Annotated in this window: 22 protein-coding genes; 11 read left to right on the top strand and 11 right to left on the bottom strand. The window is 65.3% G+C overall.

What is annotated here, in order from left to right; genetic code table 11:
• Nucleotides 1-100: 100 nt before the first annotated feature.
• The 3 genes from WI26_RS12220 to WI26_RS12215 all read right to left on the bottom strand — a co-directional run bounded on the left by WI26_RS12220 (nt 101) and on the right by WI26_RS12215 (nt 1833).
• A complete protein-coding gene (locus WI26_RS12220) occupies nt 101-601 on the bottom strand; it encodes a DUF192 domain-containing protein (protein ID WP_059465624.1) in 501 nt (166 codons plus the stop codon).
• Nucleotides 602-760: 159 nt separating this feature from the next.
• Nucleotides 761-973, bottom strand: coding sequence for a hypothetical protein (locus WI26_RS31155; protein ID WP_072465376.1), 213 nt, complete (start codon nt 971-973; stop codon nt 761-763).
• A gap of 281 nt (nt 974-1254) precedes the next feature.
• The gene (locus WI26_RS12215; protein ID WP_059465623.1) at nt 1255-1833 is read right to left on the bottom strand and encodes a pseudouridine synthase; all 579 of its coding nucleotides are present in this window, start codon (nt 1831-1833) and stop codon (nt 1255-1257) included.
• Nucleotides 1834-2108: 275 nt separating this feature from the next.
• Between WI26_RS12215 and icd the strand changes: the two genes are divergently transcribed.
• Together icd and WI26_RS12200 are read left to right on the top strand one after the other, a co-directional pair.
• Nucleotides 2109-3365, top strand: coding sequence for an NADP-dependent isocitrate dehydrogenase (gene icd / locus WI26_RS12205; RefSeq protein ID WP_044845581.1), 1257 nt, complete (start codon nt 2109-2111; stop codon nt 3363-3365).
• Between the two features lie 280 nt (nt 3366-3645).
• The gene (locus WI26_RS12200) at nt 3646-5874 is read left to right on the top strand and encodes an NADP-dependent isocitrate dehydrogenase (protein WP_069226039.1); all 2229 of its coding nucleotides are present in this window, start codon (nt 3646-3648) and stop codon (nt 5872-5874) included.
• 129 nt (nt 5875-6003) lie between these two features.
• On the opposite strand, the gene WI26_RS12195 is transcribed toward WI26_RS12200, so the two are convergent.
• Nucleotides 6004-6228: a hypothetical protein gene (locus WI26_RS12195; protein WP_006490888.1), complete on the bottom strand. Its 225-nt coding sequence runs from the start codon at nt 6226-6228 to the stop codon at nt 6004-6006.
• A gap of 695 nt (nt 6229-6923) precedes the next feature.
• Here WI26_RS12195 and WI26_RS12190 point away from each other — a divergent pair.
• A complete protein-coding gene (locus WI26_RS12190; protein ID WP_069226038.1) occupies nt 6924-8522 on the top strand; it encodes a multicopper oxidase family protein in 1599 nt (532 codons plus the stop codon).
• Between the two features lie 177 nt (nt 8523-8699).
• On the opposite strand, the gene WI26_RS12185 is transcribed toward WI26_RS12190, so the two are convergent.
• Together WI26_RS12185 and WI26_RS32205 are read right to left on the bottom strand one after the other, a co-directional pair.
• Entirely contained in the window at nt 8700-8903 is a 204-nt protein-coding gene (locus tag WI26_RS12185; RefSeq protein WP_004196460.1) for a cold-shock protein, read from the bottom strand.
• Nucleotides 8904-8960: 57 nt separating this feature from the next.
• Nucleotides 8961-9161, bottom strand: a complete 201-nt coding sequence (locus WI26_RS32205) for a hypothetical protein (protein ID WP_155768754.1) — start codon at nt 9159-9161, stop codon at nt 8961-8963.
• Between the two features lie 290 nt (nt 9162-9451).
• Here WI26_RS32205 and clpS point away from each other — a divergent pair, with 290 nt between their 5' ends.
• From clpS to WI26_RS12165, 4 genes are all read left to right on the top strand, one after another.
• Complete coding sequence (gene clpS / locus WI26_RS12180) at nt 9452-9766, top strand: ATP-dependent Clp protease adapter ClpS (RefSeq protein WP_006398529.1); 315 nt, start codon at nt 9452-9454, stop codon at nt 9764-9766.
• A complete protein-coding gene (clpA, locus tag WI26_RS12175; protein WP_059468296.1) occupies nt 9763-12063 on the top strand; it encodes an ATP-dependent Clp protease ATP-binding subunit ClpA in 2301 nt (766 codons plus the stop codon). The genes clpS and clpA overlap by 4 nt, the downstream gene beginning before the upstream one ends.
• 103 nt (nt 12064-12166) lie before the next feature.
• Nucleotides 12167-13546 carry an amino acid permease gene (locus tag WI26_RS12170; protein WP_069226416.1) on the top strand — a complete coding sequence of 460 codons (1380 nt, stop codon included), beginning with the start codon at nt 12167-12169 and terminating at the stop codon, nt 13544-13546.
• A 142-nt stretch (nt 13547-13688) separates the two neighbouring features.
• Nucleotides 13689-14459: a hypothetical protein gene (locus WI26_RS12165; RefSeq protein ID WP_069226037.1), complete on the top strand. Its 771-nt coding sequence runs from the start codon at nt 13689-13691 to the stop codon at nt 14457-14459.
• A 90-nt stretch (nt 14460-14549) separates the two neighbouring features.
• Here the strand turns inward: WI26_RS12165 and dut are convergent, their stop codons facing one another.
• The 5 genes from dut to WI26_RS12140 form a co-directional block, all read right to left on the bottom strand.
• Nucleotides 14550-14996 carry a dUTP diphosphatase gene (gene dut / locus WI26_RS12160; protein WP_059468295.1) on the bottom strand — a complete coding sequence of 149 codons (447 nt, stop codon included), beginning with the start codon at nt 14994-14996 and terminating at the stop codon, nt 14550-14552.
• 55 nt (nt 14997-15051) lie between these two features.
• Nucleotides 15052-16263, bottom strand: coding sequence for a bifunctional phosphopantothenoylcysteine decarboxylase/phosphopantothenate--cysteine ligase CoaBC (gene coaBC / locus WI26_RS12155; RefSeq protein ID WP_059914540.1), 1212 nt, complete (start codon nt 16261-16263; stop codon nt 15052-15054).
• 67 nt (nt 16264-16330) lie between these two features.
• A complete protein-coding gene (lspA, locus tag WI26_RS12150) occupies nt 16331-16831 on the bottom strand; it encodes a signal peptidase II (protein ID WP_059468293.1) in 501 nt (166 codons plus the stop codon).
• A gap of 2 nt (nt 16832-16833) precedes the next feature.
• Complete coding sequence (gene ileS, locus WI26_RS12145; protein WP_069226036.1) at nt 16834-19671, bottom strand: isoleucine--tRNA ligase; 2838 nt, start codon at nt 19669-19671, stop codon at nt 16834-16836.
• A 102-nt stretch (nt 19672-19773) separates the two neighbouring features.
• Nucleotides 19774-20766, bottom strand: coding sequence for a bifunctional riboflavin kinase/FAD synthetase (locus WI26_RS12140; protein WP_069226035.1), 993 nt, complete (start codon nt 20764-20766; stop codon nt 19774-19776).
• Nucleotides 20767-20888: 122 nt separating this feature from the next.
• On the opposite strand from WI26_RS12140, the gene purN reads away from it, so the two are divergent.
• From purN to WI26_RS12120, 4 genes are all read left to right on the top strand, one after another.
• Entirely contained in the window at nt 20889-21551 is a 663-nt protein-coding gene (gene purN, locus WI26_RS12135) for a phosphoribosylglycinamide formyltransferase (protein WP_059468290.1), read from the top strand.
• Nucleotides 21548-22810 carry an RsmB/NOP family class I SAM-dependent RNA methyltransferase gene (locus WI26_RS12130; protein WP_059468289.1) on the top strand — a complete coding sequence of 421 codons (1263 nt, stop codon included), beginning with the start codon at nt 21548-21550 and terminating at the stop codon, nt 22808-22810. Before purN ends, WI26_RS12130 begins: the two co-directional genes overlap by 4 nt.
• Before the next feature lie 18 nt (nt 22811-22828).
• Nucleotides 22829-24214, top strand: a complete 1386-nt coding sequence (locus WI26_RS12125; RefSeq protein WP_069226034.1) for a mechanosensitive ion channel family protein — start codon at nt 22829-22831, stop codon at nt 24212-24214.
• Nucleotides 24215-24460: 246 nt separating this feature from the next.
• A complete protein-coding gene (locus WI26_RS12120; RefSeq protein WP_059468287.1) occupies nt 24461-25657 on the top strand; it encodes an acyl-CoA desaturase in 1197 nt (398 codons plus the stop codon).
• Nucleotides 25658-25930: the final 273 nt, after the last annotated feature.

The raw sequence follows: 25930 nt of genomic DNA, 5'->3' as shown, positions 1-25930 counted from the left end.
GGTCGCCGCCATCGGCCCGCAAAAAAAAGAAGCCGGCGCCCACACGAAACTGTGGGTGGCCGGCTTCGGTCGACGTGCGGCGCCGCCGCGGCAATGGCCGTTACTGGGCCTTGGGCAGGCCTTCGAGCTTCATGCCCGGCTTGATGCCCTTCGCCGCGAACCAGCCCTTGCTCATTTCGAGCGCATAGACGCCGTTGTTGCGCGGACAGTGGTTGTCGGTCGTCTCGGCCTTCATTTCGTCGATGTCGGTGATCGTGCCGTCCGCGCGGATGAATGCGATGGACAGCGGGATCAGCGTGTTCTTCATCCAGAAGCAGTGCACGGCATTCTCGTTGAACACGAACAGCATGCCTTCGTTCGGTGCGAGCTGCGACCGGTACATCAGCCCCTGTTCGCGGTCGGCGTCGTTCGCGGCGACGGCCGCGTCGATCACGTACATGCCGGCGCGCAGCTTCGCGCGCGGGAACTCGCTCGGCTGCTTGGCGCCGGGCGGCATCTGCGCGTGGGCGGTCTGCATGCCGAGTGCGAGGACGGCGAGCGCGGCGGGAAACACGGCGGCGCGCGCAAGGCGGCCGAGCGACGAGCGCAGGGAGAATCGCACAGCAGGGCTCCTATCGGGAAAACGAGACCCGCATGGTACGCGAAGCGCGCCGGCGGGCACAAAAAGAAAAAGGCAGATCGCCTTGCGGTGATCTGCCTTTCAACGCCGTAAGAACGGCAGGACTGCGTGTTCTTGACTGCGTTATTACAGCTTGCTTACTTAGTTCGAAGCAGCTGCCGGTGCTTCGGCTTCGCTAGCTGCCTTCTTAGCTGCGTGGTGCTTCTTCTTTGCGTGGTGCTTCTTGGCAGCGTGCTTTGCCGGTGCCGAAGCAGCTGCCGGAGCAGCAGCCGAAGCAGCTTCCGGAGCCGAAGCTTGTGCGAAAGCAGCCGTTGCGAAGAGGCCAGCGACCAGAGCGGCGATCAGTTTGTTCATGTTGTGTTCCTCAGCTTTAGTTAATTAACCAAATGACCCGGCAATAGGAGTCATGTCGTCTAACGGTGCCATCCACCTTTCGGTTGACAGACGCTTCGAGAAATTTCTCATTGCGCTGCGGGCGCCGAATCGTATTCGATAAAAACGTCGCTTTCGTGACGCAAACACGGGTTCGGCTGCCAATGCCGGATAGCTAAGGTTGGCATCTGCGTGGTTTAACGCGCGATCTTCGCAGGCGGTTGACGAAAAAGATGACGAAAAATTCGTGCGTCCGGGATGCGTCATTCGGTGCGTGCGAAACCGTCCCACGGAGCGCGCGGCGGGAGCGCGATTGTTTCGCCCGGTGCAATGCCGAGCGCGAATATGTCGAGCGCGCCGATGCCGACGCGCACGAGACGCAACGTCGGGAAGCCGATCGCGGCAGTCATCCGTCGCACCTGCCGATTCTTGCCTTCGGTGATCGCGAGTTCGATCCACGTGGTCGGAATCGCGGCGCGATAGCGGATCGGCGGATTGCGCGGCCACAGCGCATCGGGCGGGTCGATGAATTCGGCGCGGCACGGGCGAGTCACATAGTCGCCGAGATCGACGCCGCGCGCGAGCGCCTTCAGGTCAGCCGGACCGGGCGCGCCGTCGACCTGCGCCCAGTAGCGCTTGACGAGCTTGTGACGCGGCTCGGCGATGCGCGCCTGCAGCGCGCCGTCGTCGGTAAGAAGCAGCAGGCCCTCGCTGTCCGCGTCGAGCCGGCCGGCCGGGTAGACACCGGGTATTTTTACCCAGTCGCCGAGCGACGGCCGCGTCTCGTGCGCGGAAAACTGGCAAATCGTGCCGAACGGCTTGTTGAGGGCGATCAGGGTCATGGCGAGCGCACGCCCGGCATGCCCGCGGGGAAGCGGGACGGGGCGGTCTATGGCAAATGGCGGAATCTTAATGCATAATACGGAACGGCAAGTCCTCTGTCTTATATAAGACATAAGGGAAGACTTGATACGCAGCGTCGCGCTTCGTGCCGCCGGCCCCGGTTGGGGCGCTAGAATAGCGCTCGCTGTTGCCGTCACGAGGGTGGCAGGACCACCTCGCCGCGCGCGCAGTTTCGACCAGCATCACCTGCTCAGCCACGTCACTGGAGTCGATCATGCCGTATCAGCACATCAAGGTTCCGGAGGGCGGTGACAAGATCACCGTCAACAAGGACTTCTCGCTCAACGTTTCCGATCAGCCGATCATTCCCTATATCGAAGGCGACGGTACGGGCTTCGATATCACGCCGGTGATGATCAAGGTCGTCGATGCGGCGGTCGCGCATGCGTACAAGGGCAAGCGCAAGATCCACTGGATGGAGATCTTCGCGGGCGAGAAGGCGACGAAAGTGTACGGCCCGGACGTGTGGCTGCCGGACGAAACGCTGCAGGTGCTGAAGGAATACGTGGTGTCGATCAAGGGACCGCTCACGACCCCGGTCGGCGGCGGCATCCGTTCGCTGAACGTCGCGCTGCGCCAGGAGCTCGACCTCTACGTGTGCCTGCGCCCGGTCCAGTATTTCAAGGGCGTGCCGTCGCCTGTGCGCGAGCCGCAAAAGATCGACATGGTGATCTTCCGCGAGAACTCGGAAGACATCTACGCGGGCATCGAATGGGCCGCGGGCTCCGAGCAGGCGAAGAAGGTCATCAAGTTCCTGCAGGAAGAAATGGGCGTGAAGAAGATCCGCTTCCCGGAAACGTCGGGGATCGGCGTCAAGCCCGTGTCGACCGAAGGCACCGAGCGTCTCGTGCGCAAGGCGATCCAGTATGCGATCGACAACGATCGCAAGTCGGTCACGCTGGTGCACAAGGGCAACATCATGAAGTTCACGGAAGGCCTGTTCCGTGACGCCGGCTATGCGCTCGCGCAGAAGGAGTTCGGCGGCGAGTTGATCGACGGCGGCCCGTGGATGCGCGTGAAGAATCCGAAGACGGGCAACGAGATCGTCATCAAGGATTCGATCGCCGATGCGTTCCTGCAGCAGATCCTGCTGCGTCCGGCCGAATACGACGTGATCGCGACGCTGAACCTGAACGGCGACTACATCTCCGACGCGCTGGCCGCTCAGGTCGGCGGCATCGGGATCGCGCCGGGCGCGAATCTGTCGGATTCGGTCGCGATGTTCGAGGCGACCCATGGCACGGCGCCGAAGTACGCGGGCAAGGATTACGTGAACCCGGGTTCCGAGATCCTGTCGGCGGAAATGATGCTGCGCCACCTCGGCTGGACGGAAGCGGCCGACACGATCATCGCCGCGATGGAGAAGTCGATCCTGCAGAAGCGCGTCACGTACGACTTCGCGCGCCTGATGGAAGGCGCGACGCAGGTGTCGTGCTCCGGCTTCGGCGAAGTGCTGATCGAGAACATGTAAGTCCTCTTCCGGGGCAGGCCGGCTGAGCGCCGGCTGCCTCGGCGCCTACTGCCGGCGCCGGGGCATTTCATGAACGGCAGGTTTGTTGGCAGGGCGGTCCGGCATGCGGGCCGCGGCGCCGCGATGCGGCCCGCATGCCCTGCAAGGTAGAACATGACGGCCCTCGCAACACCACCGCCCGGCTAGCCGGCACGCCCCTTTCGCGATCGACCCGGTCGCTCCCCGCCGATTACCGTCGGCGCCCCTCAGTCCCAAATTTTCACGTAGCAACGCATCGACCATGTCCACTTCGCCCAAGATCATCTACACCCTCACCGACGAAGCGCCGGCGCTCGCGACCTATTCGCTGCTGCCGATCGTCAAGGCCTTCACGCGCTCGTCGGGCGTCGCCGTCGAAACGCGCGACATCTCGCTCGCCGGCCGAATCATCGCGGCATTTGCCGATGTCCTGCCGCCGGAGCAGAAGGGTTCCGACGATCTGGCCGAACTGGGCCAGCTCACGCTGAAGCCGGAAGCGAACATCATCAAGCTGCCGAACATCAGTGCATCGGTGCCGCAGCTCAAGGCCGCGATCGCCGAACTGCAAGCGCAGGGCTACAAGCTGCCGGCATACCCGGAAGAGCCGTCGACCGACGAAGAGAAGGCCGTCAAGGCCCGCTACGACAAGATCAAGGGCAGCGCGGTGAACCCGGTGCTGCGCGAAGGCAACTCCGACCGTCGCGCGCCGCTGTCGGTCAAGAACTACGCACGCAAGCACCCGCACAAGATGGGCGCGTGGAAGGCCACGTCGAAGGCGCACGTCGCGCACATGAGCGACGGCGACTTCTACGGCAGTGAGAAGTCGGCGCTGATCGCCGATGCCGGCAGCGTGAAGATCGAACTCACGACGGCCGACGGCGTGAAGAAGGTGCTGAAGGAAAAGACGGCCGTGAAGGCCGGTGAAGTCATCGATGCATCGGTGATGAGCCGCAAGGCGCTGCGCAGCTTCATCGAAGCGCAGATCGCCGACGCGAAGGCGCAGGACGTGCTGTTCTCGGTGCACCTGAAGGCGACCATGATGAAGGTCTCGGATCCGATCCTGTTCGGTCACTTCGTGTCGGTGTTCTACCGCGACGCGCTCGCGAAGCACGCGGACGTGCTCGCGCAGGCCGGCTTCAACCCGAACAATGGTATCGGCGACTTGTACGCGCGCCTGAAGGACCTGCCGGCCGACACGCGCGAAGCGATCGAAGCCGACGTCAAGGCCGAATACGCAGCGCGTCCGCGCCTCGCGATGGTCAACTCGGACAAGGGCATCACGAACCTGCACGTGCCGAGTGACGTGATCGTCGACGCATCGATGCCGGCGATGATCCGCGAGTCGGGCTGCATGTGGGGCCCGGACGGCGAACTGTACGACGCGAAGGCCGTGATTCCGGACCGCTGCTACGCGGGTGTCTATCAGGCCGTGATCGAGGACTGCAAGCAGCACGGCGCATTCGACCCGGTCACGATGGGCAGCGTGCCGAACGTCGGCCTGATGGCGCAGGCGGCCGAGGAATACGGTTCGCATGACAAGACGTTCCAGATCCCGGCCGACGGCGTCGTGCGCGTCACGGACGAAGCCGGCAATGTGCTGCTCGAGCACGCGGTCGAGTCGGGCGACATCTGGCGCATGTGCCAGACGAAGGACGCACCGGTGCAGGACTGGGTCAAGCTCGCGGTGAACCGCGCGCGCGCAACCGGCGCGCCGGCCGTGTTCTGGCTCGACCCGGCACGTGCGCACGACGCGCAGATCATCGCGAAGGTCGAACGCTACCTGAAGGATCACGATACGAACGGCCTCGATATCCGCATCATGACGCCGGAAGACGCCACGCGCTTCTCGCTCGAGCGCATCCGCGCGGGCAAGGACACGATCTCGGTCACCGGCAACGTGCTGCGCGACTACCTGACCGACCTGTTCCCGATCATGGAACTCGGCACCAGCGCGAAGATGCTGTCGATCGTGCCGCTGATGGCCGGCGGCGGGATGTTCGAAACGGGCGCGGGCGGTTCGGCACCGAAGCACGTGCAGCAGTTCGTCGAGGAAGGCTTCCTGCGTTGGGATTCGCTCGGCGAATTCCTCGCGCTGGCCGCGTCGCTCGAACACCTCGGCAACGCGTACCAGAACCCGAAGGCGCTCGTGCTCGCGAAGACGCTCGACCAGGCGACCGGCAAGTTCCTGGACGAGAACAAGTCGCCGGCGCGCAAGGTCGGCGGCCTCGACAACCGCGGCAGCCACTTCTATCTGTGCCTGTACTGGGCGCAGGCACTGGCCGCGCAGACCGAGGACGCCGCGCTGAAGGCGCAGTTCGAAGGCGTTGCGAAGTCGTTGTCCGACAACGAAGCGCGCATCCTGGAAGAACTGTCGGCCGCGCAGGGCAGCGCGCAGGCGATCGGCGGCTACTACCGTCCGAACGTCGAGCTGACGAGCCGGGCGATGCGCCCGAGCGCAACGCTGAACGCCATCGTCGACGCAGTCGCCTGACGCAGGCGGCGCTACCGCGCGCGCCACGGCAACGGCAGCAGCCGCTGCGGCGGGCCTGGCGGCTCGCCGCAGCGCCGAACATGAAAACGCCCCGGTCGCCCGGGGCGTTTTGCGTTGCCGGCGTGCCATTCAGACGTGAACGATTTCCCACTCGGCGATTTCATGCGGCACTTCGAGCGTGGCCGTATCCAGTTCGGACAGTTGCTCGCAGTCGCCGCGGGAGATGTGGTCGGCCGCCACTTCCGGGCACGAGAACGCGCCGAGCAGGGCGTTGCCGAACGTCGCTTCCCAGCCGCCGTTACCCGGCAGGATATAGAACGACCCGAGCGCTGAACCAAAGCGAAATCCCTTCATTTCCGTTCTCCCTTTCTGATCACAAGCGATTCTGTTGTGCCTTCCGCCGGCTCGTCCGGTTGTGGCCCGACTGGCTGCTTGCGCCGGGTTCCGTATCGAGCGTCGTGGCGAAGCGTCAGTGCATGGAACAAAGTCTACGTCCGGGGCGGCGCCCGATGGTGCACGTAGAGCGCTTTCTCGAAACAAAAATTCATTCGCAAAAACATATGCTTACCTCTCGTATTTTGTATTGCGGAACGTTTTTCGGCATCGCGAAACAGCGAATTTGTGCCATGCACCACGAATTTTTATAACGCAGGGGCTTGTTCCGCATCGTGAAAAATTGACCGGTTCACGCTTGATTGGCGCGCTGCATGCCGGCGGAGGAATGAGCGGCGGGGCGAATTGCGCCGACGGCGCGTCCCGAACGTGGGCCGCAAAGGCCGCCGGCCGGCCCGATCGCAGGGAATGCGATGAAGCACTGCGACATCCGATAACGATCGAAGACGCCCGCTGATTGCAACTCGATCTGTTCGTCAGACCGGCCGCCCTGCGTCGTATCGACGCTCGTCCGCTGCTGCCGCGCGTCGGCCCGGGGCTACGGTTATGATGACGCGGGCATCAGGATTCGCGTCGCGCACGAGCGCTTCTCCGTGCCAGCCGGAGCGAGTGTCGCGGAGGCCGCGCGACGCTGGATGAATAACGAGGAACGATTGATGATTCGGAGAACCTTCCTGTCGCACGCCATTGGCGTCGCGGCGGCATCGCTGTTTGCGCGCACCGCGTGGGCGCAGCATGCCGGTCATGCGGGCATGGCCGGCATGGATCAGATGGACGACATGCCGGGCATGTCGGGGATGGCGGGCCACACGCAGCACGCGAAGCCGGCACCGGTCGCGCTCGCGGCGGCCGATGCGCTGCCGGCCGGCGCGCCGCTCGCATCGCTGCGCACGCTTGCGAATGAAAGCCGCGAGCCCGGCACGTTCCGCGCGACGCTGGTCGCTCAGCCGGTCGCGCGTCCGATGCTGCGCGGCGCACGTCCGACGACGTTCTGGCAGTTCGGTGCGGGTACGCAGGGCCCGGTGGTCGGCCCGCTGATCGACGTGCGCGAGGGCGACACGGTCGAAATCCGCTTCGTGAACAAACTGCCGCAGCCTTCGACGATCCACTGGCACGGCCTGCCGGTGCCGCCCAACCAGGACGGCAACCCGTCCGATCCCGTCGCGCCGGGCGCGTCGCGCGTGTATCGCTTCACGCTGCCGAAGGGCAGTGCCGGCACTTATTGGTATCACCCGCATCCGCACATGATGACCGCCGAGCAGGTGTTCCGCGGGCTGGCCGGCCCGTTCGTCGTGCGGGCCGCCGACGATCCGCTCGCCGGCTGGCCCGAGCGCAACCTGTTCGTGTCAGACCTGAAACTCGCGCGCGACGGCACGATCCCGCCGAACGACATGATGGACTGGATGAACGGTCGCGAAGGCCAGTTCGTGCTGGTCAATGGTGCGCGCCGGCCGCGGATCGACGTCGCGAGCGATGAGCGCTGGCGCGTGTGGAACGCGTGCAGCGCACGCTACCTGCTCGTTGCGTTCGACGACGGCCGTGCATTCGAGCAGGTCGGCACCGACGGCGGCTTGTTCGACGCGCCGCGCCCGGTGACGTCGCTGCTGCTCGCGCCGGGCGAGCGCGCGGAACTGCTGGTGCGCGCTGGCGACCGCGCGTCACGGGCGGTGCTGCAGGCGGCCGAATACGATCGCCGCAAGATGGCGATGTCGCATGACGGCGGTCACGGCAGCCTGCCGGCCGATCCGGCGCTGCCGCTTGCCGACGTCGCGTTCGCGCCGGCCGCCGCCCGTGCGCTGCCAGCCACGCTGCGCGCGGTGCCCGCCCTCGGCGAACCGGTTGCGCACAAGGAAGTCGCGTTCGGCGAGCAGATGGACATGGCAGCGATGATGAACAGCCCGGCGCATGGCCGCCCGGCCGGGATGCGCTTCACAATCAACGGTGCGACCTACGCGCCGCACCTTGCGACGCTGACGAGCCGCCGCGGCGACCTCGAACGCTGGGCGATTCGCAATGCCACCGACATGGATCATCCGTTCCATGTGCACGGCACGCAATTCCAGGTGATCGAGCGCGCATCGGACGGCACGCGTACGAGAGAACCATTCCGCGCGTGGCGCGACACCGTGAACGTGCGCAGCGGCGAGACCGTGACGATACTCGTCATGCAAGACATGTCCGGCGAGCGCATGTTTCACTGCCATATTCTCGAACACGAGGATCTCGGCATGATGGGCACGCTGAAGGTCGTGTAACCAGTATTGAATATGTTTCACGCGTATGACGGGATTCCATCTGCGCGTGGAACAAGACAATACATGTTCAATTATCGGGATTGAACGAAAAGGCCGGCCAATCGAATTAACGAGTGGCCGGCCTGAAAAAAGAAACCCGGCGCAAAGCCGGGTTTCTTCGTCTGATATCCGGTGCCTTTACGCGGCCTGGATGTTCGACGCTTGCTTGCCCTTCGGCCCTTGAACGACCTCGAAGCTCACCTTCTGGCCTTCCTTCAGGGTCTTGAAGCCCTGCATGTTGATGGCCGAGAAGTGCGCAAACAGATCTTCACCGCCCTCGTCGGGAGTGATGAAACCGAAGCCCTTCGCGTCGTTGAACCACTTAACGATACCAGTTGCCATTTTCCTACTTCCCCTGTCACACAGTCGCTGCTACTTACCACGAGCACGCTCGAAAAGCTAAACGACCGGAAAATACAGCCGTTCCCCCCTCACAAGCTCACCTTCGGCCTCTTTCATTTCGCCGACCGGCGAGTTGAAAAAAGTGCCAGCTTGATTGTTGGCGCTCTTTATTTGAGTGTCAAGCGGAATTTTTAGACGGTTAGAGGGCCGTTGTAAAGAACCCATTTTCAGGGTTTCTCCGGCTTTGCTGTGCAGCATGCCGTCGAGCGCGCGGACTTGAAAAGTCGCATAATCGGCTCATATACCAGGCTCGAGTGACACGCGATCGAGTCGTCCCGGCTTGTGGGATACTGGATGCGGATGCGACGGTCCGGTGCGGTTTCCCCCTGACGGTTCGTGTTCCGCGCCACGCGTGAAAGCCGGCACCGCAGCCGGCTTTCGTATGGCGCGAAGACGATCGCGAGTCGTCGGGAACCAGGGAGGGCGCCGGCCGGTCGGTCGGGTAATGGCAGGATTGCGGGCCTGTCCGAGTTGTTTAGAATGGGTGTATGGCGATTATCCCGGACAAGCAGGACAGCACCGTCCTGGAACGCAAGCAGCAGAAGCTGAAGCCGCCTTCGATGTACAAGGTGGTGCTGCTGAACGACGACTTCACGCCGATGGAGTTCGTCGTGATGGTCGTACAGGAGTATTTCAAGAAGGATCGCGAGACGGCCACGCAGATCATGCTGAAGGTCCATCGCGAGGGGCGAGGGGTATGTGGGGTCTATACGCGGGACATCGCGTCGACCAAGGTTGAGCAAGTCGTTACCCATGCGCGGCAGGCCGGGCATCCGCTGCAGTGCGTGATGGAGGAAGCATGATTGCCCAGGAATTGGAAGTCAGCCTGCACATGGCGTTCATGGAAGCACGCCAGGCGCGCCATGAGTTCATTACGGTCGAGCATCTGCTGCTGGCCCTGCTGGACAATCCGACGGCAGCCGAGGTGTTGCGCGCGTGCGCGGCCAACATCGAGGACTTGCGTCAGAACCTGCGCAATTTCATCCATGACAACACGCCTACCGTCCCGGGCACCGACGATGTCGATACCCAGCCGACGCTAGGTTTCCAGCGCGTGATCCAGCGCGCGATCATGCACGTCCAGTCGACGTCGAACGGCAAGAAGGAAGTCACCGGCGCGAACGTGCTGGTCGCGATCTTCGGCGAGAAGGACTCGCACGCCGTCTATTACCTGCAGCAGCAGGGCGTGACGCGCCTGGACGTCGTGAATTTCATTTCGCACGGCATCGCGAAGACGAACGGCGGCGAAGCCGCGAAGTCGACCGACGCGAACGCGGAAAGCGAAGACTCGAACGCGCAGAAGGAAACCCCGCTCGCGCAGTTCACGCAGAACCTGAACCAGATGGCGAAAGACGGCCGCATCGATCCGTTGATCGGTCGCGAGCCGGAGGTCGAGCGCGTCGTGCAGGTGCTGTGCCGCCGCCGCAAGAACAATCCGCTGCTCGTCGGCGAAGCCGGCGTCGGCAAGACCGCGATCGCCGAAGGGCTCGCGTATCGCATCACGCGCGGCGAAGTGCCGGACATCCTCGCGAACGCGCAGGTGTATTCGCTCGACATGGGCGCGCTGCTCGCGGGCACCAAGTATCGCGGCGACTTCGAGCAGCGTCTGAAAACGGTGCTGAAGGAGTTGAAGGAACGGCCGCACGCGATTCTGTTCATCGATGAAATTCACACGCTGATCGGCGCGGGCGCCGCTTCGGGCGGCACGCTCGACGCATCGAACCTGCTGAAGCCGGCACTGTCGTCGGGCACGCTCAAGTGCATCGGCGCGACCACGTTCACCGAGTATCGCGGCATCTTCGAAAAGGACGCGGCGCTGTCGCGGCGCTTCCAGAAGGTCGACGTGACGGAGCCGACCGTCGAGCAGACGGTCGCGATCCTGCGCGGGCTGAAATCGCGCTTCGAGGAGCATCACGGCGTCAAGTATTCGTCGGGCGCACTGTCGGCCGCGGCGGAGCTGTCGGCTCGCTTCATCACCGACCGTCACCTGCCGGACAAGGCGATCGACGTGATCGACGAAGCGGGCGCCGCGCAGCGCATCCTGCCGAAGTCGAAGCAGAAGAAGACGATCGGCAAGAGCGAGATCGAGGAAATCATCTCCAAGATCGCGCGCGTGCCGGCGCAGAGCGTGTCGCAGGACGATCGCAGCAAGCTGCAGACGCTCGATCGCGACCTGAAGAGCGTCGTGTTCGGCCAGGATCCGGCGATCGACGCATTGGCCGCATCGATCAAGATGGCGCGCGCGGGCCTTGGCAAGATGGACAAGCCGATCGGCGCGTTCCTGTTCTCCGGCCCGACGGGCGTCGGCAAGACCGAAGTGGCGCGCCAGCTCGCGTTCACGCTCGGCATCGAGCTGATCCGCTTCGACATGTCGGAATACATGGAGCGTCACGCGGTGAGCCGCCTGATCGGCGCGCCGCCGGGCTATGTCGGGTTCGACCAGGGCGGCCTGCTGACCGAAGCCGTTACGAAGAAGCCGCACTGCGTGCTGCTGCTCGATGAAATCGAGAAGGCGCATCCGGACATCTTCAACGTGCTGCTGCAGGTGATGGACCACGGCACGCTGACGGACAACAACGGCCGCAAGGCGGATTTCCGCAACGTCATCATCATCATGACGACGAATGCGGGCGCCGAGTCGATGCAGAAGGCGACGATCGGCTTCACGACGCGCCGCGAGACGGGCGACGAGATGACCGACATCAAGCGCCTGTTCACGCCGGAGTTCCGCAACCGTCTGGATGCGATCATCAGCTTCCGCTCGCTCGATGAGGAAATCATCATGCGCGTGGTCGACAAGTTCCTGATCCAGCTCGAGGAGCAGTTGCACGAGAAGAAGGTCGACGCGCTCTTCACCGACGCGTTGCGCAAGCATCTCGCGAAGCACGGCTTCGACCCGCTGATGGGCGCGCGGCCGATGCAGCGCCTGATCCAGGACACGATCCGTCGCGCGCTGGCCGACGAACTGCTGTTCGGCAAGCTGGTGAACGGTGGCCATGTGACGGTCGACGTCGACGAAAGCGACAAGGTGCAGTTGTCGTTCGACAAGCTGGCGAATCCGCCGCACAAGCCGAACGAAGAGACGGTCGAAGTCGAGTAAGCGATAATTCGTTGTTCATGCGAACGGCGCGGGAAGTTTTCCGCGCCGTTTCGTTTTATCTGGCGCCGGCGGCGCGATGGTGGTGCAGGGGAGTGGCAACGCAGTGACACAACAACAACGGTCGTTCGACAACATCGTCGCGCGCGAACAAGGGTTGCGCCATGCGCTGACGTCGGGGCAGATGGCGATGATCGCGATTGGCGGCGCGATCGGCACCGGGCTATTCCTCGGCAGCGGGTTCGCGATCGGTCTCGCGGGGCCGAGCGTGCTGGTTTCGTACGCGATCGGCGCGCTGATCGCGCTGCTGCTGATGGGCGCGCTCGCCGAAATGACGGTCGCGCATCCGACGGCCGGCTCGTTCGGGGCGTACGCCGAGCACTACGTGGGCCCGCTCGCGGGCTTTCTCGTGCGCTATGCGTACTGGTTCGCGGTGGTGTTCGCGATCGGCACCGAGATCAGCGCGATCGCCGTCTTCATGAAGTACTGGTTCCCGGCCGTGCCCGGCTGGTACTGGGTAATTGGCTTCTCCGCGCTGCTGATCGCGGTGAACCTCGCGAGCGTCACGCTGTACGGGTCGGTCGAATACGCGTTTTCGTTGCTGAAGATCGCGGCGATCGTCGTGTTCATCGTGCTCGGCGCGTATCTCGTCTGGTCGGCGCCGGCGGCTTCGGGCATCGGTTTTGCGAACTACACCGCGCACGACGGCTTCATGCCGAAGGGGCCGTGGGGCACCTGGGTCGCGGTGATCGTCGCGATCTTCAGCTACATGAGCATCGAGGCGGTCGCAATCGCGGCCGGCGAGGCGCGCGATCCGCAGCACGCGGTCACGCGCGCGTTCCGCTCGACGGTGTTCCGGCTCGTGCTGTTCTACCTGCTCACGCTGTCGCTGATGCTCGCGATCGTGCCCTGGACGCAGGCCGGCACCGACGAAAGCCCGTTCGTGAAGGTGATGGCCGCGACGCACGTGCCGTATGCGGCCGGCGTGATCAACTTCGTGTTGCTGATCGCGGCGCTGTCGGCGATGAACAGCCAGCTCTACGTGACGACGCGGATGATGTTCAGCCTGTCGCGTGCGCGGCTCGCGCCGGCCGTGTTCGGCCGGCTCGGCAACAACGGCGTGCCGCGTGCGGCGCTGTGGATCTCGACCAGCGGCGTCGCGGTCGCGGCCGTGCTGGTCGCGCTGTCGCCCGACACGGCCTTCACCGTGATGATGGCGATCGCGATGTTCGGCGCGCTGTTCACGTGGCTGATGATTTTCGTCACGCATCTGCGTTTTCGCGCGCAATACCGCGGCCCGGCGCTCGCGTTCCGGATGTGGGGGCACCCGTTCGGCAGCCTGCTCGGCGCCGGGCTTGTGGGCGCGATCCTGCTGACGACCGCGTTCACGCGCGAATTCCGGATGACGATGGTGGTCGGCGTCGTGTTCGTCGTTCTGCTGACGCTCGCGTACGCACTGCACTACCGGCACCGGCACGCCCGTTGACGACGCGTGGCTTCGGACCCAGCAGGCTGCGCGGCGCTGCCACGCCGCTAAGGTTCCGTTAAGCCGACGCGGATTACATTCGAACCTGTTCGCGATCCGGGTTGGCGCAGCCAGCCCGTCGCTATCCGCAAAAGGGGTTCGAATGAACAAACTTCCCGAAATCACGCTCGCATTCTGGATCATGAAGATCTGCGCGACGACGCTCGGTGAGACCGGCGGCGACCTGCTGTCGATGACGTTGAACGTCGGCTACGCGGTGAGCTCGATCCTGCTGTTCGGTTTCTTTCTCGTGACGCTGGGCGCACAGCTGAGAACGACGCAGTATCGGCCGGCGATCTACTGGGCCGTGATCGTCGCGACGAGCACCGCCGGCACGACGATGTCCGATTTCATGGACCGCACGCTCGGCCTCGGCTACGCGGCCGGCTCGTCGATTCTCGTCGCGATCCTGCTGGCGATCTTCGCGGTGTGGCGCCTGAGCGGCGAATCGCTGTCGGTCGACCTGATCCGCACGCGCAAGGTCGAACTCCTGTACTGGATCGCGATTCTGTTCTCCAACACGCTGGGCACCGCGCTCGGCGATTTTCTCGCGGACAGCTCGGGTCTCGGCTTCGGCGGCGGCGCACTGCTGATCGGCGGCCTGCTCGCATTGATCGTTCTGGCCCACTATTTCACGCGCATTTCGGGCGTGCTGCTGTTTTGGGCCGCGTTCGTGCTCACGCGGCCGTTCGGGGCGACGGTCGGCGACCTGCTGACGAAACCGGTTGCCAAGGGCGGGCTCGCGCTCGGCACGGTGGGATCGTCGGCAGTGCTGCTCGGCGTGCTCGTCGCGATGGTGATCTACGCGAGCATCGCGCAGGCGCGGCGACGCGATTTCGTGCCCGCGCGGGTTGCGCAGACGGCCGATCGCTGAGCGGTAACGGAAAAAGGAAAGGGGCCGCGAATGAACTGAACCCCAAGAGTTGGACATAGATCCGACTCTTGGGGTTTTTCATGGCGCCGTTCAGTGACGCCCGGTGCTGCCGAAGCCGCCCTCGCCGCGATCGCTCTGCGCGAAGTCGTCGACAATGTTGAATTGCGCCTGCACGACCGGCACGATCACGAGCTGCGCGAGCCGCTCGAACGGGTTCAGCACGAACTCGGTCTGGCCGCGGTTCCACGTCGAGATCATCAGCTGACCCTGGTAGTCGGAATCGATCAGGCCAACGAGGTTGCCGAGCACGATGCCGTGCTTGTGGCCGAGGCCCGAGCGCGGCAGGATCAGCGCCGCGTAGCCGGGGTCCGCGAGGTGGATCGCGAGGCCGGTCGGCACGAGCGTCGTTTCGCCCGGCTGCAGCGTGACGGGCGCGTCGAGACACGCGCGCAGGTCGAGGCCCGCGCTGCCGGTGGTGGCGTAGGCGGGCAGGTAGTCGCGCATGCGCGCATCGAGAATCTTCAGATCGAGTTTCATGCGGTCGTCGAATCGGTCGGAAAAGGCGCGGCGGCACGGGCCACCGCGCGGGTGATCAGATCAGGCGGTTGTCCGGCAGGCGCTTCGCGATTTCCGCGACGAGCACGTGCGCGAGTTCGTCCTTCGGTGCGCGCGGCAGGCGCGTGAGGCCTGCCGCCTCGAACAGCACGACTTCGTTGTCGTCGCGGCCGAACGTCAGCGGGCCGAGATTGCCGACCAGGAGCGGTACGTTCTTGCGCTTGCGCTTCTCGTCGCCATGCACGTCGAGGTCGCCGCTTTCGGCCGCGAAGCCGACGCAAAACGGCGCATCGGGCAGCGCCGCGACAGACGCGAGGATGTCCGGGTTCTCGACGAATGCGAGCGCGGGCATCTTGTGATCGGCCGTCTTCTTCATCTTGTGCTCGGCCGGCTGAGCGACACGCCAGTCGGCGACCGCGGCCACCGCGATGAAGATGTCGGCGTCGGACACCGCGTGCATGACTGCGTCGTACATCTGCTGTGCGGTCTGCACGTCCTGGCGGTATACGCCCCACGGCGTATCGAGCGCGACCGGGCCCGCGACGAGATGCACGTCGGCGCCGGCCTGCTGCGCGGCACGCGCGAGCGCGAAGCCCATCTTGCCGCTCGAGCGGTTCGTGAGGCCGCGCACCGGATCGAGCGGCTCGAACGTCGGGCCGGCCGTGATCAGCACGCGACGGTGCGCGAGCACCTTCGGCGCGAAGTGCGCGACGATCGCTTCGTAAATTGCCTCGGGTTCGAGCATGCGGCCGTCGCCGACTTCGCCGCACGCCTGCGCGCCCGAATCGGGGCCGAGCACCGACACGCCGTCCGCGCGCAGTTGCGCGGCATTGCGCTGCGTGGCCGGGTTCTGCCACATCTGGCGGTTCATCGCGGGCACGACGAGCAGCGGACAGTCGCGCGCGACGCACAGCGTCGACAGCAGGTCGTCGGCGAACCCGTGCGCGAGCTTCGCAAGGAAATCCGTCGACGCGGGCGCGATCACGATCGCGTCGGCTTCGCGCGACAGGTCGATGTGCGCCATGTTGTTGTCGACGCGCGCGTCCCACTGGCTCGTGTAGACGGGCCGGCCGGACAGCGCCTGCATCGTGACGGGCGTGATGAACTGGGTGGCGGCGTCGGTCATCGCGACCTGCACGGTCGCGCCTGCCTTCGTCAGCAGCCGGGTGAGCTCGGCGATCTTGTAGCAGGCGATGCCGCCCGTCAGGCCGAGAACGAGGTGTTTTCCTGCGAGTTCTGCGTGTGCCAACTCAGGCCTCCAAGGGTCAAACGGAACGGCCGGCGCGAAGCCGGCCGTCGACACCGAGTATGCGCGCTCAGCGCGAGCCGCGCACGCGACGCAGTTCGTCGTAGATCAGCAGCACCGCACCGATCGTGATTGCGGAATCGGCGAGGTTGAACGCCGGGAAGTGCCAGGCGCCGAGGTGGAAATCGAGAAAGTCGATCACGTGTCCGTAGATCAGCCGGTCGATCACGTTGCCGAGCGCGCCGCCGAGGATCAGCGCGAGCGACAGGCTGAACAACCGCTGCTGGCCGTGGCGGCGCAGCAGGAAGCAGATCACGAGCGTCGCGCCGACGCCGAGCGCGGTGAACGCCCAGCGCTGCCAGCCGCTCGCGGTCGACAGGAAGCCGAAGGCGGCGCCGCGGTTGTACACCAGCACGAGGTTGAAGAACGACGTCAGCGCATGCTGCGCGCCGTACACGAACGTTTTCAGGATCGCGATCTTCGACAGCTGGTCGAACAGGATCACGATCAGCGAAATGCCGAGCCAGGGCGCGAGCGCGCCGCTGGCCGGTTTCGACACAGTCTTCGCCATATTCAAGCAGCGCTCCGGTTTTCGCCGTCTTCAAACAGGTTCGAGAAGCAGCGGCCGCACAGCGTCGGATGATCGGCGTGCGCGCCGACGTCCTCGCGGTAGTGCCAGCAGCGTTCGCACTTCTGGTACTTCGACGCCTCGACGTCGACGCTTTCCTGGGCTTCGTCGTCGACCTTCACGATCGTTGCCGCCGACGTGATCAGCACGAACTTCAGGTCGTCGCCGAGGCTCGTGAGCGCATCGTAGCGCGCACCGCTCGCATGCACGGCCACTTCGGCCTGCAGCGACGAACCGATGCGGTTCGCGGTGCGTGCCTCCTCGAGCGCCTTCGTCACGTTGCCGCGTACGTCGCGCAGCAGCGCCCACTTCTCGATCAGCGCGGCCGCGCCGGCGACTTCCGGATACGTGTAGTAGGTTTCCGTAAACACGGTGTCGCTGGCCGGCTGGAACACCTTCCACGCTTCTTCCGCGGTGAACGACAGGAACGGCGCGAGCACGCGCAGCAGCCCTTGCGTCAGGTGGTACAGCGCCGTCTGCGCGGAGCGGCGTGCGCGCGAATCGGGCGCGCTCGTGTACAGGCGGTCCTTCAGCACGTCGAGGTAGAAGCCGCCGAGATCTTCCGAGCAGTACGTCTGCAGCTTCGCGACGACCGGATGGAACTCGTACTTCTCGTAATGGGTGAGCAGTTCCGCCTGCAGTTGCGCGGAGAACGCGACCGCATAGCGGTCGATCTCGAGCCATTCGCCGACCGGCACCGCGTGCTGCGCGAAGTCGAAGTCCGACAGGTTTGCGAGCAGGAAGCGCAGCGTGTTGCGGATGCGGCGATAGCCTTCCGTCACGCGCTTCAGGATTTCCTCGGAGATCGCCAGTTCGCCCGAATAGTCGGTCGACGCGATCCACAGGCGAATGATTTCCGCGCCGAGACGGTTCGCGACTTCATGCGGGTCGATGCCGTTGCCGAGCGACTTGCTCATCTTGCGGCCTTCGCCATCGACCGTGAAGCCGTGCGTGAGCAGGCCCTTGTACGGCGCGCGGCCATCGATCATCGACGCGGTCAGCAGCGACGAGTGGAACCAGCCGCGGTGCTGGTCCGAGCCTTCGAGGTACAGGTCCGCCGGGAACTGCAGCTGATCCTTGTGCGAGCCGCGCAGCACGTGCCAGTGCGTCGTGCCCGAGTCGAACCACACGTCGAGCGTGTCGCGGTTCTTTTCGTACAGGTTCGCGTCGTCGCCGATCAGCTCGCGCGGGTCGAGCGTCTGCCAGGCTTCGATGCCCGACTGCTCGACGCGTTTCGCGACTTCCTCGAGCAGCTCGAGCGTGCGCGGGTGCAGCTCGCCGGTTTCCTTGTGCACGAAGAACGCCATCGGCACGCCCCACTGGCGCTGGCGCGACAGAGTCCAGTCCGGGCGGTTCGCGATCATGCTGAACAGGCGCTGCTTGCCCCACGACGGGTAGAACGCGGTCGCCTCGACGCCTTCGAGCGCGGTTTCGCGCAGCGTCTTGCCGCTGTCGCGCGGCGTGACGTCCATGCCGGCGAACCATTGCGACGTCGCGCGGTAGATGATCGGCGTCTTGTGGCGCCAGCAGTGCATGTAGCTGTGCGTGTATTTCTCGCTGCGCAGCAGCGAGCCGGCCTCGCGCAGCGCGTCGACGACCTTCGGGTTCGCGTCCCAGATCGACAGGCCGCCGAACAGCGGCAGCGATTCGATGTAGCGGCCGTCGCCCATCACCGGGTTGATGATGTCCGAGTCGGTCATCCCGTGCGCCTTGCACGACTGGAAGTCCTCGATGCCGTAGGCGGGCGACGAGTGCACGACGCCGGTACCCGTGTCGGTCGTCACGTAGTCGCCGAGGTAGACGGGCGCGGTGCGCTTGTAGCCGGGGTGGGCCGATGCGAGCGGGTGGTGGAAGCGCAGATTCGCGAGCTTCACGCCGGGGGCGGTCGCGACGATGCGCCCCGTCAGCTTGAAGTCGGCCATGCAGGCTTCGACGCGCTCTTCCGCGATGATCAGCAGCCCGCGCTCGGTGTCGACCAGCGCGTAGACGATTTCCGGATGGAGGTTCAGCGCCTGGTTGGCGGGGATCGTCCACGGCGTGGTGGTCCAGATCACGATACCACCCTCGGCGCGCGGCAGCGCCGGCAGGCCGAACGCCTGCGCGGTTTTTTCCGGTTCCGCGAACGCGAACATCACGTCGATCGTCGGGTCGGTGCGGTCCTTGTATTCGACTTCCGCCTCGGCGAGGGCCGAGCCGCAGTCGAAGCACCAGTTCACCGGTTTCAGCCCGCGATACACGTAGCCCTTCTCGATGATCTTGCCGAGCGCGCGGATCTCTTCCGCCTCGTTGACGAAGTTCATCGTTTTGTACGGGTTCGCCCAGTCGCCGAGCACGCCGAGGCGCTTGAAGCCGACCTTCTGCTTCTCGATCTGCTCGGTCGCGTATGCGCGCGCCTTGCTCATCACTTCGGCCGCCGGCAGCGACTTGCCGAACTGCTTCTCGATCTGGATCTCGATCGGCATCCCGTGGCAATCCCAGCCCGGCACATACGGCGCGTCGAAGCCGGCCATGTTGCGCGACTTGACGACGATGTCCTTCAGGATCTTGTTGACCGCGTGACCGAGGTGGATGTCGCCGTTCGCATACGGAGGGCCGTCGTGCAGGATGAACTTCGGGCGGCCCTTGCTGGCCGCGCGGATCTTGTCGTAGATGCCGCGCTCTTCCCATTCCTTGACCCATTGCGGCTCGCGCTTGGGCAGGTCGCCGCGCATCGGGAACGGCGTGTCGAGCAGGTTGACCGGATACTTGGCCTGCGGTTTCGAATCGGCTTTCTTGTTGCTCATGATGGGATCGCTATCTAAATCGGGGGACGCTCGTGCGTCGTGAAACGGGGATGCGCGCGTGTCGGCGGCGCGAGGGTGCGGCGCGGGGCGCCGCCGGCCGGATCAGCTAATTCGGTCGGTTGCCGACGTCGAGAAGCCGGTCGCGCGGCTGCCCGGCGCGCGCTCGCGCTCGATGAAGTACGCGCGCGCGTTCGCGACGTCCAGCGCGATCGCGCGCGACAGCGCCTCGAGATCGTCGTACTTCGCCTCGTCGCGCAGCTTCTTCAGGAATTCGACGCGGATGAGCTTGCCGTACGCGTCGCCGTGCCAGTCGAGCAGATGGACTTCGAGCAGCACGCGGCCGGAATCGTCGACGGTCGGCCGCAGGCCGAGGCTCGCCACACCCGGCAGCGGGGCGGGGCCCAGGCCGTGCACCTGCACGACGAAGATGCCCGCGAGCGCGGGCCGCTTGTGTGCGATCGGCAGGTTCAGGGTCGGGAAGCCGAGGTCGCGGCCGAGCTTGAGCCCGTGCGCGACGTGGCCGCTGATCGCGTAGCCGTGGCCGAGCGCCTGCGCGGCCGCGTCGAGATCGCCCGCGGCGAGCGCGGCGCGTACGCCGGAGCTGGAGATGCGCGTGCCGTCGCTGCCGGCGACGGTGCCCATCTGTTCGACCTCGAAGCCGTACTGCTCGCCGGCCGCCTTCAGCGTGTCGAAGGTGCCCGCGCGCTTCGCGCCGTAGCAGAAATCGTCGCCGACCATCATCCAGCGCGTGTGCAGCCCGCCGACCAGCGTGCGTTCGACGAACGCCTGCGGCGACTGGCTTGCGAACGTGTGGTTGAAGTGCTCGACGACGACGCGGTCGACCCCGTGTTCGCGCAGCGCCTCCAGCTTGTCGCGCAGCATCGCGATGCGCGGCGGCGCGCCGGCCGGGTTGAAGAATTCGCGCGGATGCGGCTCGAAGGTCATCACGCACACGGGCAGGCCGCGCGCGTCCGCTGCCGCGCGCACGCGCGCGAGCAGGGCCTGGTGGCCGCGATGGACACCATCGAAGTTGCCGATCGTCAGCGCGCACGGCGCGCGGCTCTCGGCGTTGGGCAGGCCGCGGAAGACTTTCACGATAGCGGATGCAGCGTCGGGGAATGGGCGGTGGGATGCCGCAAAGCAGAAGATTATAAACGTTCGGGCGGCCCGGCGGCCGAGAACGGGGGAAACGCGGGGGCGAATGGTAAAATTCGCGGATGAAAAAACTCGTGATCCTGATTTCCGGTCGCGGCAGCAACATGGAGGCCATCGTCCGCGCGTGCGCGCAGGAACGCTGGCCGGCCGAGGTCGCCGCCGTGATCGCCAACCGGCCCGATGCGGCCGGCCTGGCTTTTGCCGCGTCGCACGGGGTGGCGACCGCGGTGGTCGACCACCGGTCGTTCGACAGCCGCGACAGCTTCGACGCGGCGCTCGCCGCCGAGATCGACCGCTTCGCGCCCGATCTCGTGGTGCTCGCCGGCTTCATGCGCATCCTCACGCCCGATTTCGTCAGACGATATGAGGGACGGCTGCTGAACATCCACCCGTCGCTGCTGCCGAGCTTCAAGGGCATCCATACGCACCAGCAGGCGCTGGATGCCGGCGTCGCGCTGCATGGCGCGAGCGTGCATTTCGTGATTCCCGAACTCGACAGCGGCGCGATCGTCGCGCAGGGCGCGGTGCCCGTGCGCGCCGGCGACGACGCGGCCGCGCTCGCGCGGCGCGTCCTGACGGTCGAGCACGTGCTGTATCCGCGTGCGGTGCGGTGGTTCGTCGAGGGGCGCCTGCGCCTCGAGAACGGCCGGGCAGTGGTGGCGCCGGAAGAGGCGCGCTGGATTTTCGCGGATCAACCGCATACCGAAACGAGCGAGGGCGTATGAAGCTGCACGGATTCCTGATTGGCCAGACCGAGACCTTGCTCGCCGAGGTGCTGAAGTTCACCGGCCCCGCCGACGCGACGACGAGCCGGTTCTTCCGCGCGCACCCGAAGCTCGGCCACGCCGAGCGCGGCGTGATCGCCGAGGCGGTGTTCGCGGTGCTGCGCCGGAAGATGGAGTTTTCGCACCTTGCCGAGAGCGGCACGGGCAGCCCTGCGCGGCGCCTGACGCTGCTCGGCCTGATGCAGACGCTCGGCCGCAATGCGCTGAAGCCGTTCGTGTCCGACACCGAGGCCGCGTGGCTCGAACACGTGTCGAAGATCGATCCGGCGAGCCTGCCGGTGCGCGTGCGCACGAACTTGCCGGACTGGATCTACCAGGCGCTGTCGGCCCGTTTCGACGCCGAGGAACTCGCGCAACTCGCCGCGGCGCTGAACTACCCGGCGCCGCTGGACCTGCGCGCCAACGCGCAGAAGGCGACGCGCGACCAGGTGATCGACGCGCTGCGCGCGAACGGCATCGACGCGGGCGAGACGCCGTTCGCGCCGCAGGGCGTGCGCGTGGTCGGCAAGCCGGCGCTCACGCGGCTGAAGCTGTTCGAGGAAGGTCAGATCGAGGTGCAGGACGAGGGCAGCCAGCTGCTGTGTTCGCTGGTCGCGCCGCGTCGCGGCGAGATGGTCGTCGATTTCTGCGCGGGTGCAGGCGGCAAGACGCTCGCGCTCGGCGCGATGATGCGCTCGACCGGGCGCCTGTATGCGTTCGACGTTTCGGAAAAGCGCCTCACGAAGCTGAAGCCGCGCCTCGCGCGCAGCGGGCTGTCGAACGTGAATCCGGTGCTGATCGACAGCGAGCACGACGCAAAGATCAAGCGGCTCGCCGGCAAGATCGACCGCGTGCTGGTCGACGCGCCATGCAGCGGGCTCGGCACGCTGCGCCGCAACCCGGACCTCAAGTGGCGCCAGACGCGCACGTCGATCGAGGAGCTCACGCCCAAGCAGGCATCGATTCTGGCGAGCGCCGCGCGTCTCGTGAAGAAGGGCGGCCGTCTCGTGTACGCGACCTGCAGCGTGCTCGACGCGGAGAACGAAGCGATCGTCGAACAGTTCCTGGCCGACCATCCGGACTTCGTGCTGGTGCCCGCGCAGAAGGTGCTGGCCGATCAGCGCATCGCGCTCGAGACCGGCGACTACCTGTCGCTGTGGCCGCACCGCCATGCGACCGACGGCTTCTTCGCCGCGGTCCTCGAACGGCGCGCGCAGTAACGGCAGCCCGGACAGACGATGGAGAATCTGCAGAGCCGCCTGCTGTCGCACCGGCTGGCATCGGTGATTCGGGATTTCCACCAGCCCGTGATGATCTGGCAGGCGGCGATCCTGGTCGGCGCATTGTGCTTCGCTTGGGTTGCCGCACGCTGTGTTCACGGCCGCATCGATGCGCGCCGCCGGGCCGCCGGGCGCGCGCCCGGCGCAGGCGCGCAAAGCCTGAAGCGTGCGTTGTTTCCGCTGTTCGGCGGCGTCTTCGTGGGGCTCTCTCAGCTCGCGTTCGATCCGTTCATGTCGACGTCGCTACTGTCGCTCGCGCTCGTGCCGCTGTTCGGCATCGGGCTCATCTATGTGCTGTTCTTTTTCGCGCGGCGCGTATTCGCACGCGACGGACACACGCATGCGTGGCTGTCGATCGTCGAGAAGATCGTGTCGACCGTCGTGTGGGTCGCGATGGTGCTGACCGTGCTCGGCATCCAGCGCGACGTGCTCGGCTGGCTCGACAGCGTGCAATTCCGCGTCGCGAATGCCCACCTGACGCTGCTGTCGCTGATTTCGGGCGCACTGTGGGTATGCGTGACGCTGATGGTCGCGATGTGGCTCGGCTCGGTGCTCGAGGAGCGCCTCACGCGCGCGACCACGCTCGACGCGAACCTGAAGGTCGTGCTGTCGCGGGTCGGCCGCGCGCTGCTCGTGTTCGCGGCGATCCTGATCGGGCTGTCGCTCGTCGGCATCGACGTGACGGTGCTCGGCGTGTTCGGCGGCGCGGTGGGCGTCGGCCTCGGCTTCGGGCTGCAGAAGATCGCCAGCAACTACGTGTCGGGCTTCATCATCCTGCTCGACCGCTCGCTACGGCTCGGCGACGCGATCAGCGTCGGCGGGCTGCAGGGCGTCGTCACGCAGATTCGCACGCGTTATACGGTCGTGCGCGGCCTCGACGGCAACGAGACGCTGATCCCGAACGAGAAACTGATCACCGACGTCGTGCAGAACCAGTCGTCGTACCTGACGCGCGGCTACGCGAAGGTTGCCGTGCAGGTCGCCTATTCCTGCGACGTCGAGCAGGCGCTGTCGGTGCTCGCGGAAGCCGCGAGGGGCGTGCCACGCGTGCTCGACGAGCCGGCGCCGACCCCGTACCTGGTCGGCTTCGGCGCGGACGGGATTGATCTGGAACTCGGCTTCTGGATCGAGGATGCGGCGAAAGGCACGTCGGGCGTGCGTTCGTCGGTGAACCGCAACATCTGGCGGCTCTTCGGCGAGCATGGAATTTCCATTCCGTTCCCGCAGCGCGAGGTGCGCGTGGTCGGCCTGCCGGACGGTCTGGCCGCGACCGGCGCGGTGGCCGAGGGCGTGCCCGTGGCGGTGGGCGGCGACGCGATGGACGGGCGGGCGTCGGCGGCCTAGGTGCAAATCGAGCGAATCGAGCGAATCGGGCGAATCGGGCGAAGCGGGCGAAGCGGGCGGTCGAAACCGGATCGCGCGGCTTTCCCGGTCCGCCGATGGACTGTCCGCGTTGCGTCAAGACAAGAAAATATTCATTTTTTACAAAGACTTGGAACGGTTGAAGTAAAATCCCGGTCTACACGCGGTATGCTTTCATTTTTATGACGTCGGCTTGCGCCGGCGTCGCTCTCACCACAGGTAACTGCCTTGTTGAATTCCCTGCTCGATTTTCTTTCCCACGGGCTCCTGCGCTTTTCGTGGTGGCAGGTCGCGCTGTTCGCGCTCGCCGTCACGCACGTCACGATCATCGGCGTGACGGTCTACCTGCACCGCTGCCAGGCGCACCGCGCGCTGGAGCTGCATCCGATCGCAAGTCACTTCTTCCGTGTCTGGCTGTGGATGACGACCGGCATGCTGACGGGCCAGTGGGCCGCGATCCATCGCAAGCACCACGCGAAGTGCGAAACCGAGGAAGATCCGCACAGCCCGCAGACGCGAGGCATCTGGAAGGTGTTCCTGGAAGGCGCCGAGCTGTATCGCGCGGAAGCGAAGAACGAAGAAACGATGCGCAAGTTCAGTCACGGCACGCCGAATGACTGGATCGAGCGCAATCTGTACTCGAAGTACCCGATCCTCGGCGTGAGCCTGATGATGGTGATCGACGTCGCGCTGTTCGGCGTGCTCGGCCTGACCGTGTGGGCCGTGCAGATGGTCTGGATTCCGTTCTGGGCCGCGGGTGTCGTGAACGGTTTCGGCCACTTCTGGGGCTACCGCAACTTCAACTCGGCCGACGCGAGCACGAACCTGTTCCCGTGGGGCATCGTGATCGGCGGTGAAGAACTGCACAATAACCACCACACGTTCGCGACGTCGGCGAAGCTGTCGAACAAGTGGTACGAATTCGACATCGGCTGGATGTACATCCGCATCATGTCGGCATTCGGTCTCGCGAAGGTGAAGAAGGTCGCGCCGACGCCGCGTCTGAACAAGCCGAAGACGGTGCTCGACCAGGAAACGCTGCAGGCCGTGCTGTCGAACCGCTACGAAGTGATGGCGCGCTACGGCAAGGCCGTGAAGCGTGCGTACCGCCAGGAGCTCGCGCACCTGAAGGAACTCGGTTCGAGCGAGAAGTACCAGCTGATGCGCGGCGCGCGCAAGTGGTTCCACAAGGACGCCGACGGCCTCGACGAGCCGCAGAAGAAGCTGCTGCCGGAGATTTTCGCGAACAGTCAGAAGCTGCATACGTATTTCCAGCTGCGCCAGGATCTGGCCGCGATCTGGGATCGTTCGACCGCGTCGCGCGAACAACTTCTCGCGCAATTGCAGGATTGGTGCCATCGCGCGGAACAAAGCGGCATCAAGGCGCTGCAGGAATTTGCGACACGCCTGCGTCGCTACGCCTGATTCGAAATCGATTAGAATCTCAGGACGTCACAAACCCCGCGTTGGCGGGGTTTTTTCATTTGGGCGGACGGTTTTCGAAGGACGACCGGACGCACCGGAATTCGTGTGAGGTTTGGGGCCGCGCCGACGTGGCGCCCCGGGGCAAGCGGAGAGGATTGGCCCGAGCAAGCGCTGGAGCGATAACTCTGGTCGACCGCGAAGCATGGGACCAGGGCAGGCGCTAAAGCGCTAACTCTGGTCGACCGCGAAGCATGGGACCAGAGTAGGCGCTAA

The organism is Burkholderia diffusa (assembly GCF_001718315.1).
Taxonomy (GTDB): Bacteria; Pseudomonadota; Gammaproteobacteria; order Burkholderiales; family Burkholderiaceae; genus Burkholderia; species Burkholderia diffusa_B.
The sequence above is the reverse complement of the archived record's forward strand: the minus strand, read 5'-3'. Positions and strand labels throughout refer to the sequence as shown.

Coding starts and splice junctions, on each gene's coding strand:
- WI26_RS31155 (WP_072465376.1), bottom strand. CDS start 973: ATGAACAAACTGATCGCCGCTCTGGTCGCTGGCCTCTTCGCAACGGCT.
- WI26_RS12215 (WP_059465623.1), bottom strand. CDS start 1,833: ATGACCCTGATCGCCCTCAACAAGCCGTTCGGCACGATTTGCCAGTTT.
- icd (WP_044845581.1), top strand. CDS start 2,109: ATGCCGTATCAGCACATCAAGGTTCCGGAGGGCGGTGACAAGATCACC.
- WI26_RS12200 (WP_069226039.1), top strand. CDS start 3,646: ATGTCCACTTCGCCCAAGATCATCTACACCCTCACCGACGAAGCGCCG.
- WI26_RS12195 (WP_006490888.1), bottom strand. CDS start 6,228: ATGAAGGGATTTCGCTTTGGTTCAGCGCTCGGGTCGTTCTATATCCTG.
- WI26_RS12190 (WP_069226038.1), top strand. CDS start 6,924: ATGATTCGGAGAACCTTCCTGTCGCACGCCATTGGCGTCGCGGCGGCA.
- WI26_RS12185 (WP_004196460.1), bottom strand. CDS start 8,903: ATGGCAACTGGTATCGTTAAGTGGTTCAACGACGCGAAGGGCTTCGGT.
- WI26_RS32205 (WP_155768754.1), bottom strand. CDS start 9,161: ATGCTGCACAGCAAAGCCGGAGAAACCCTGAAAATGGGTTCTTTACAA.
- clpS (WP_006398529.1), top strand. CDS start 9,452: ATGGCGATTATCCCGGACAAGCAGGACAGCACCGTCCTGGAACGCAAG.
- clpA (WP_059468296.1), top strand. CDS start 9,763: ATGATTGCCCAGGAATTGGAAGTCAGCCTGCACATGGCGTTCATGGAA.
- WI26_RS12165 (WP_069226037.1), top strand. CDS start 13,689: ATGAACAAACTTCCCGAAATCACGCTCGCATTCTGGATCATGAAGATC.
- dut (WP_059468295.1), bottom strand. CDS start 14,996: ATGAAACTCGATCTGAAGATTCTCGATGCGCGCATGCGCGACTACCTG.
- lspA (WP_059468293.1), bottom strand. CDS start 16,831: ATGGCGAAGACTGTGTCGAAACCGGCCAGCGGCGCGCTCGCGCCCTGG.
- ileS (WP_069226036.1), bottom strand. CDS start 19,671: ATGAGCAACAAGAAAGCCGATTCGAAACCGCAGGCCAAGTATCCGGTC.
- purN (WP_059468290.1), top strand. CDS start 20,889: ATGAAAAAACTCGTGATCCTGATTTCCGGTCGCGGCAGCAACATGGAG.
- WI26_RS12130 (WP_059468289.1), top strand. CDS start 21,548: ATGAAGCTGCACGGATTCCTGATTGGCCAGACCGAGACCTTGCTCGCC.
- WI26_RS12125 (WP_069226034.1), top strand. CDS start 22,829: ATGGAGAATCTGCAGAGCCGCCTGCTGTCGCACCGGCTGGCATCGGTG.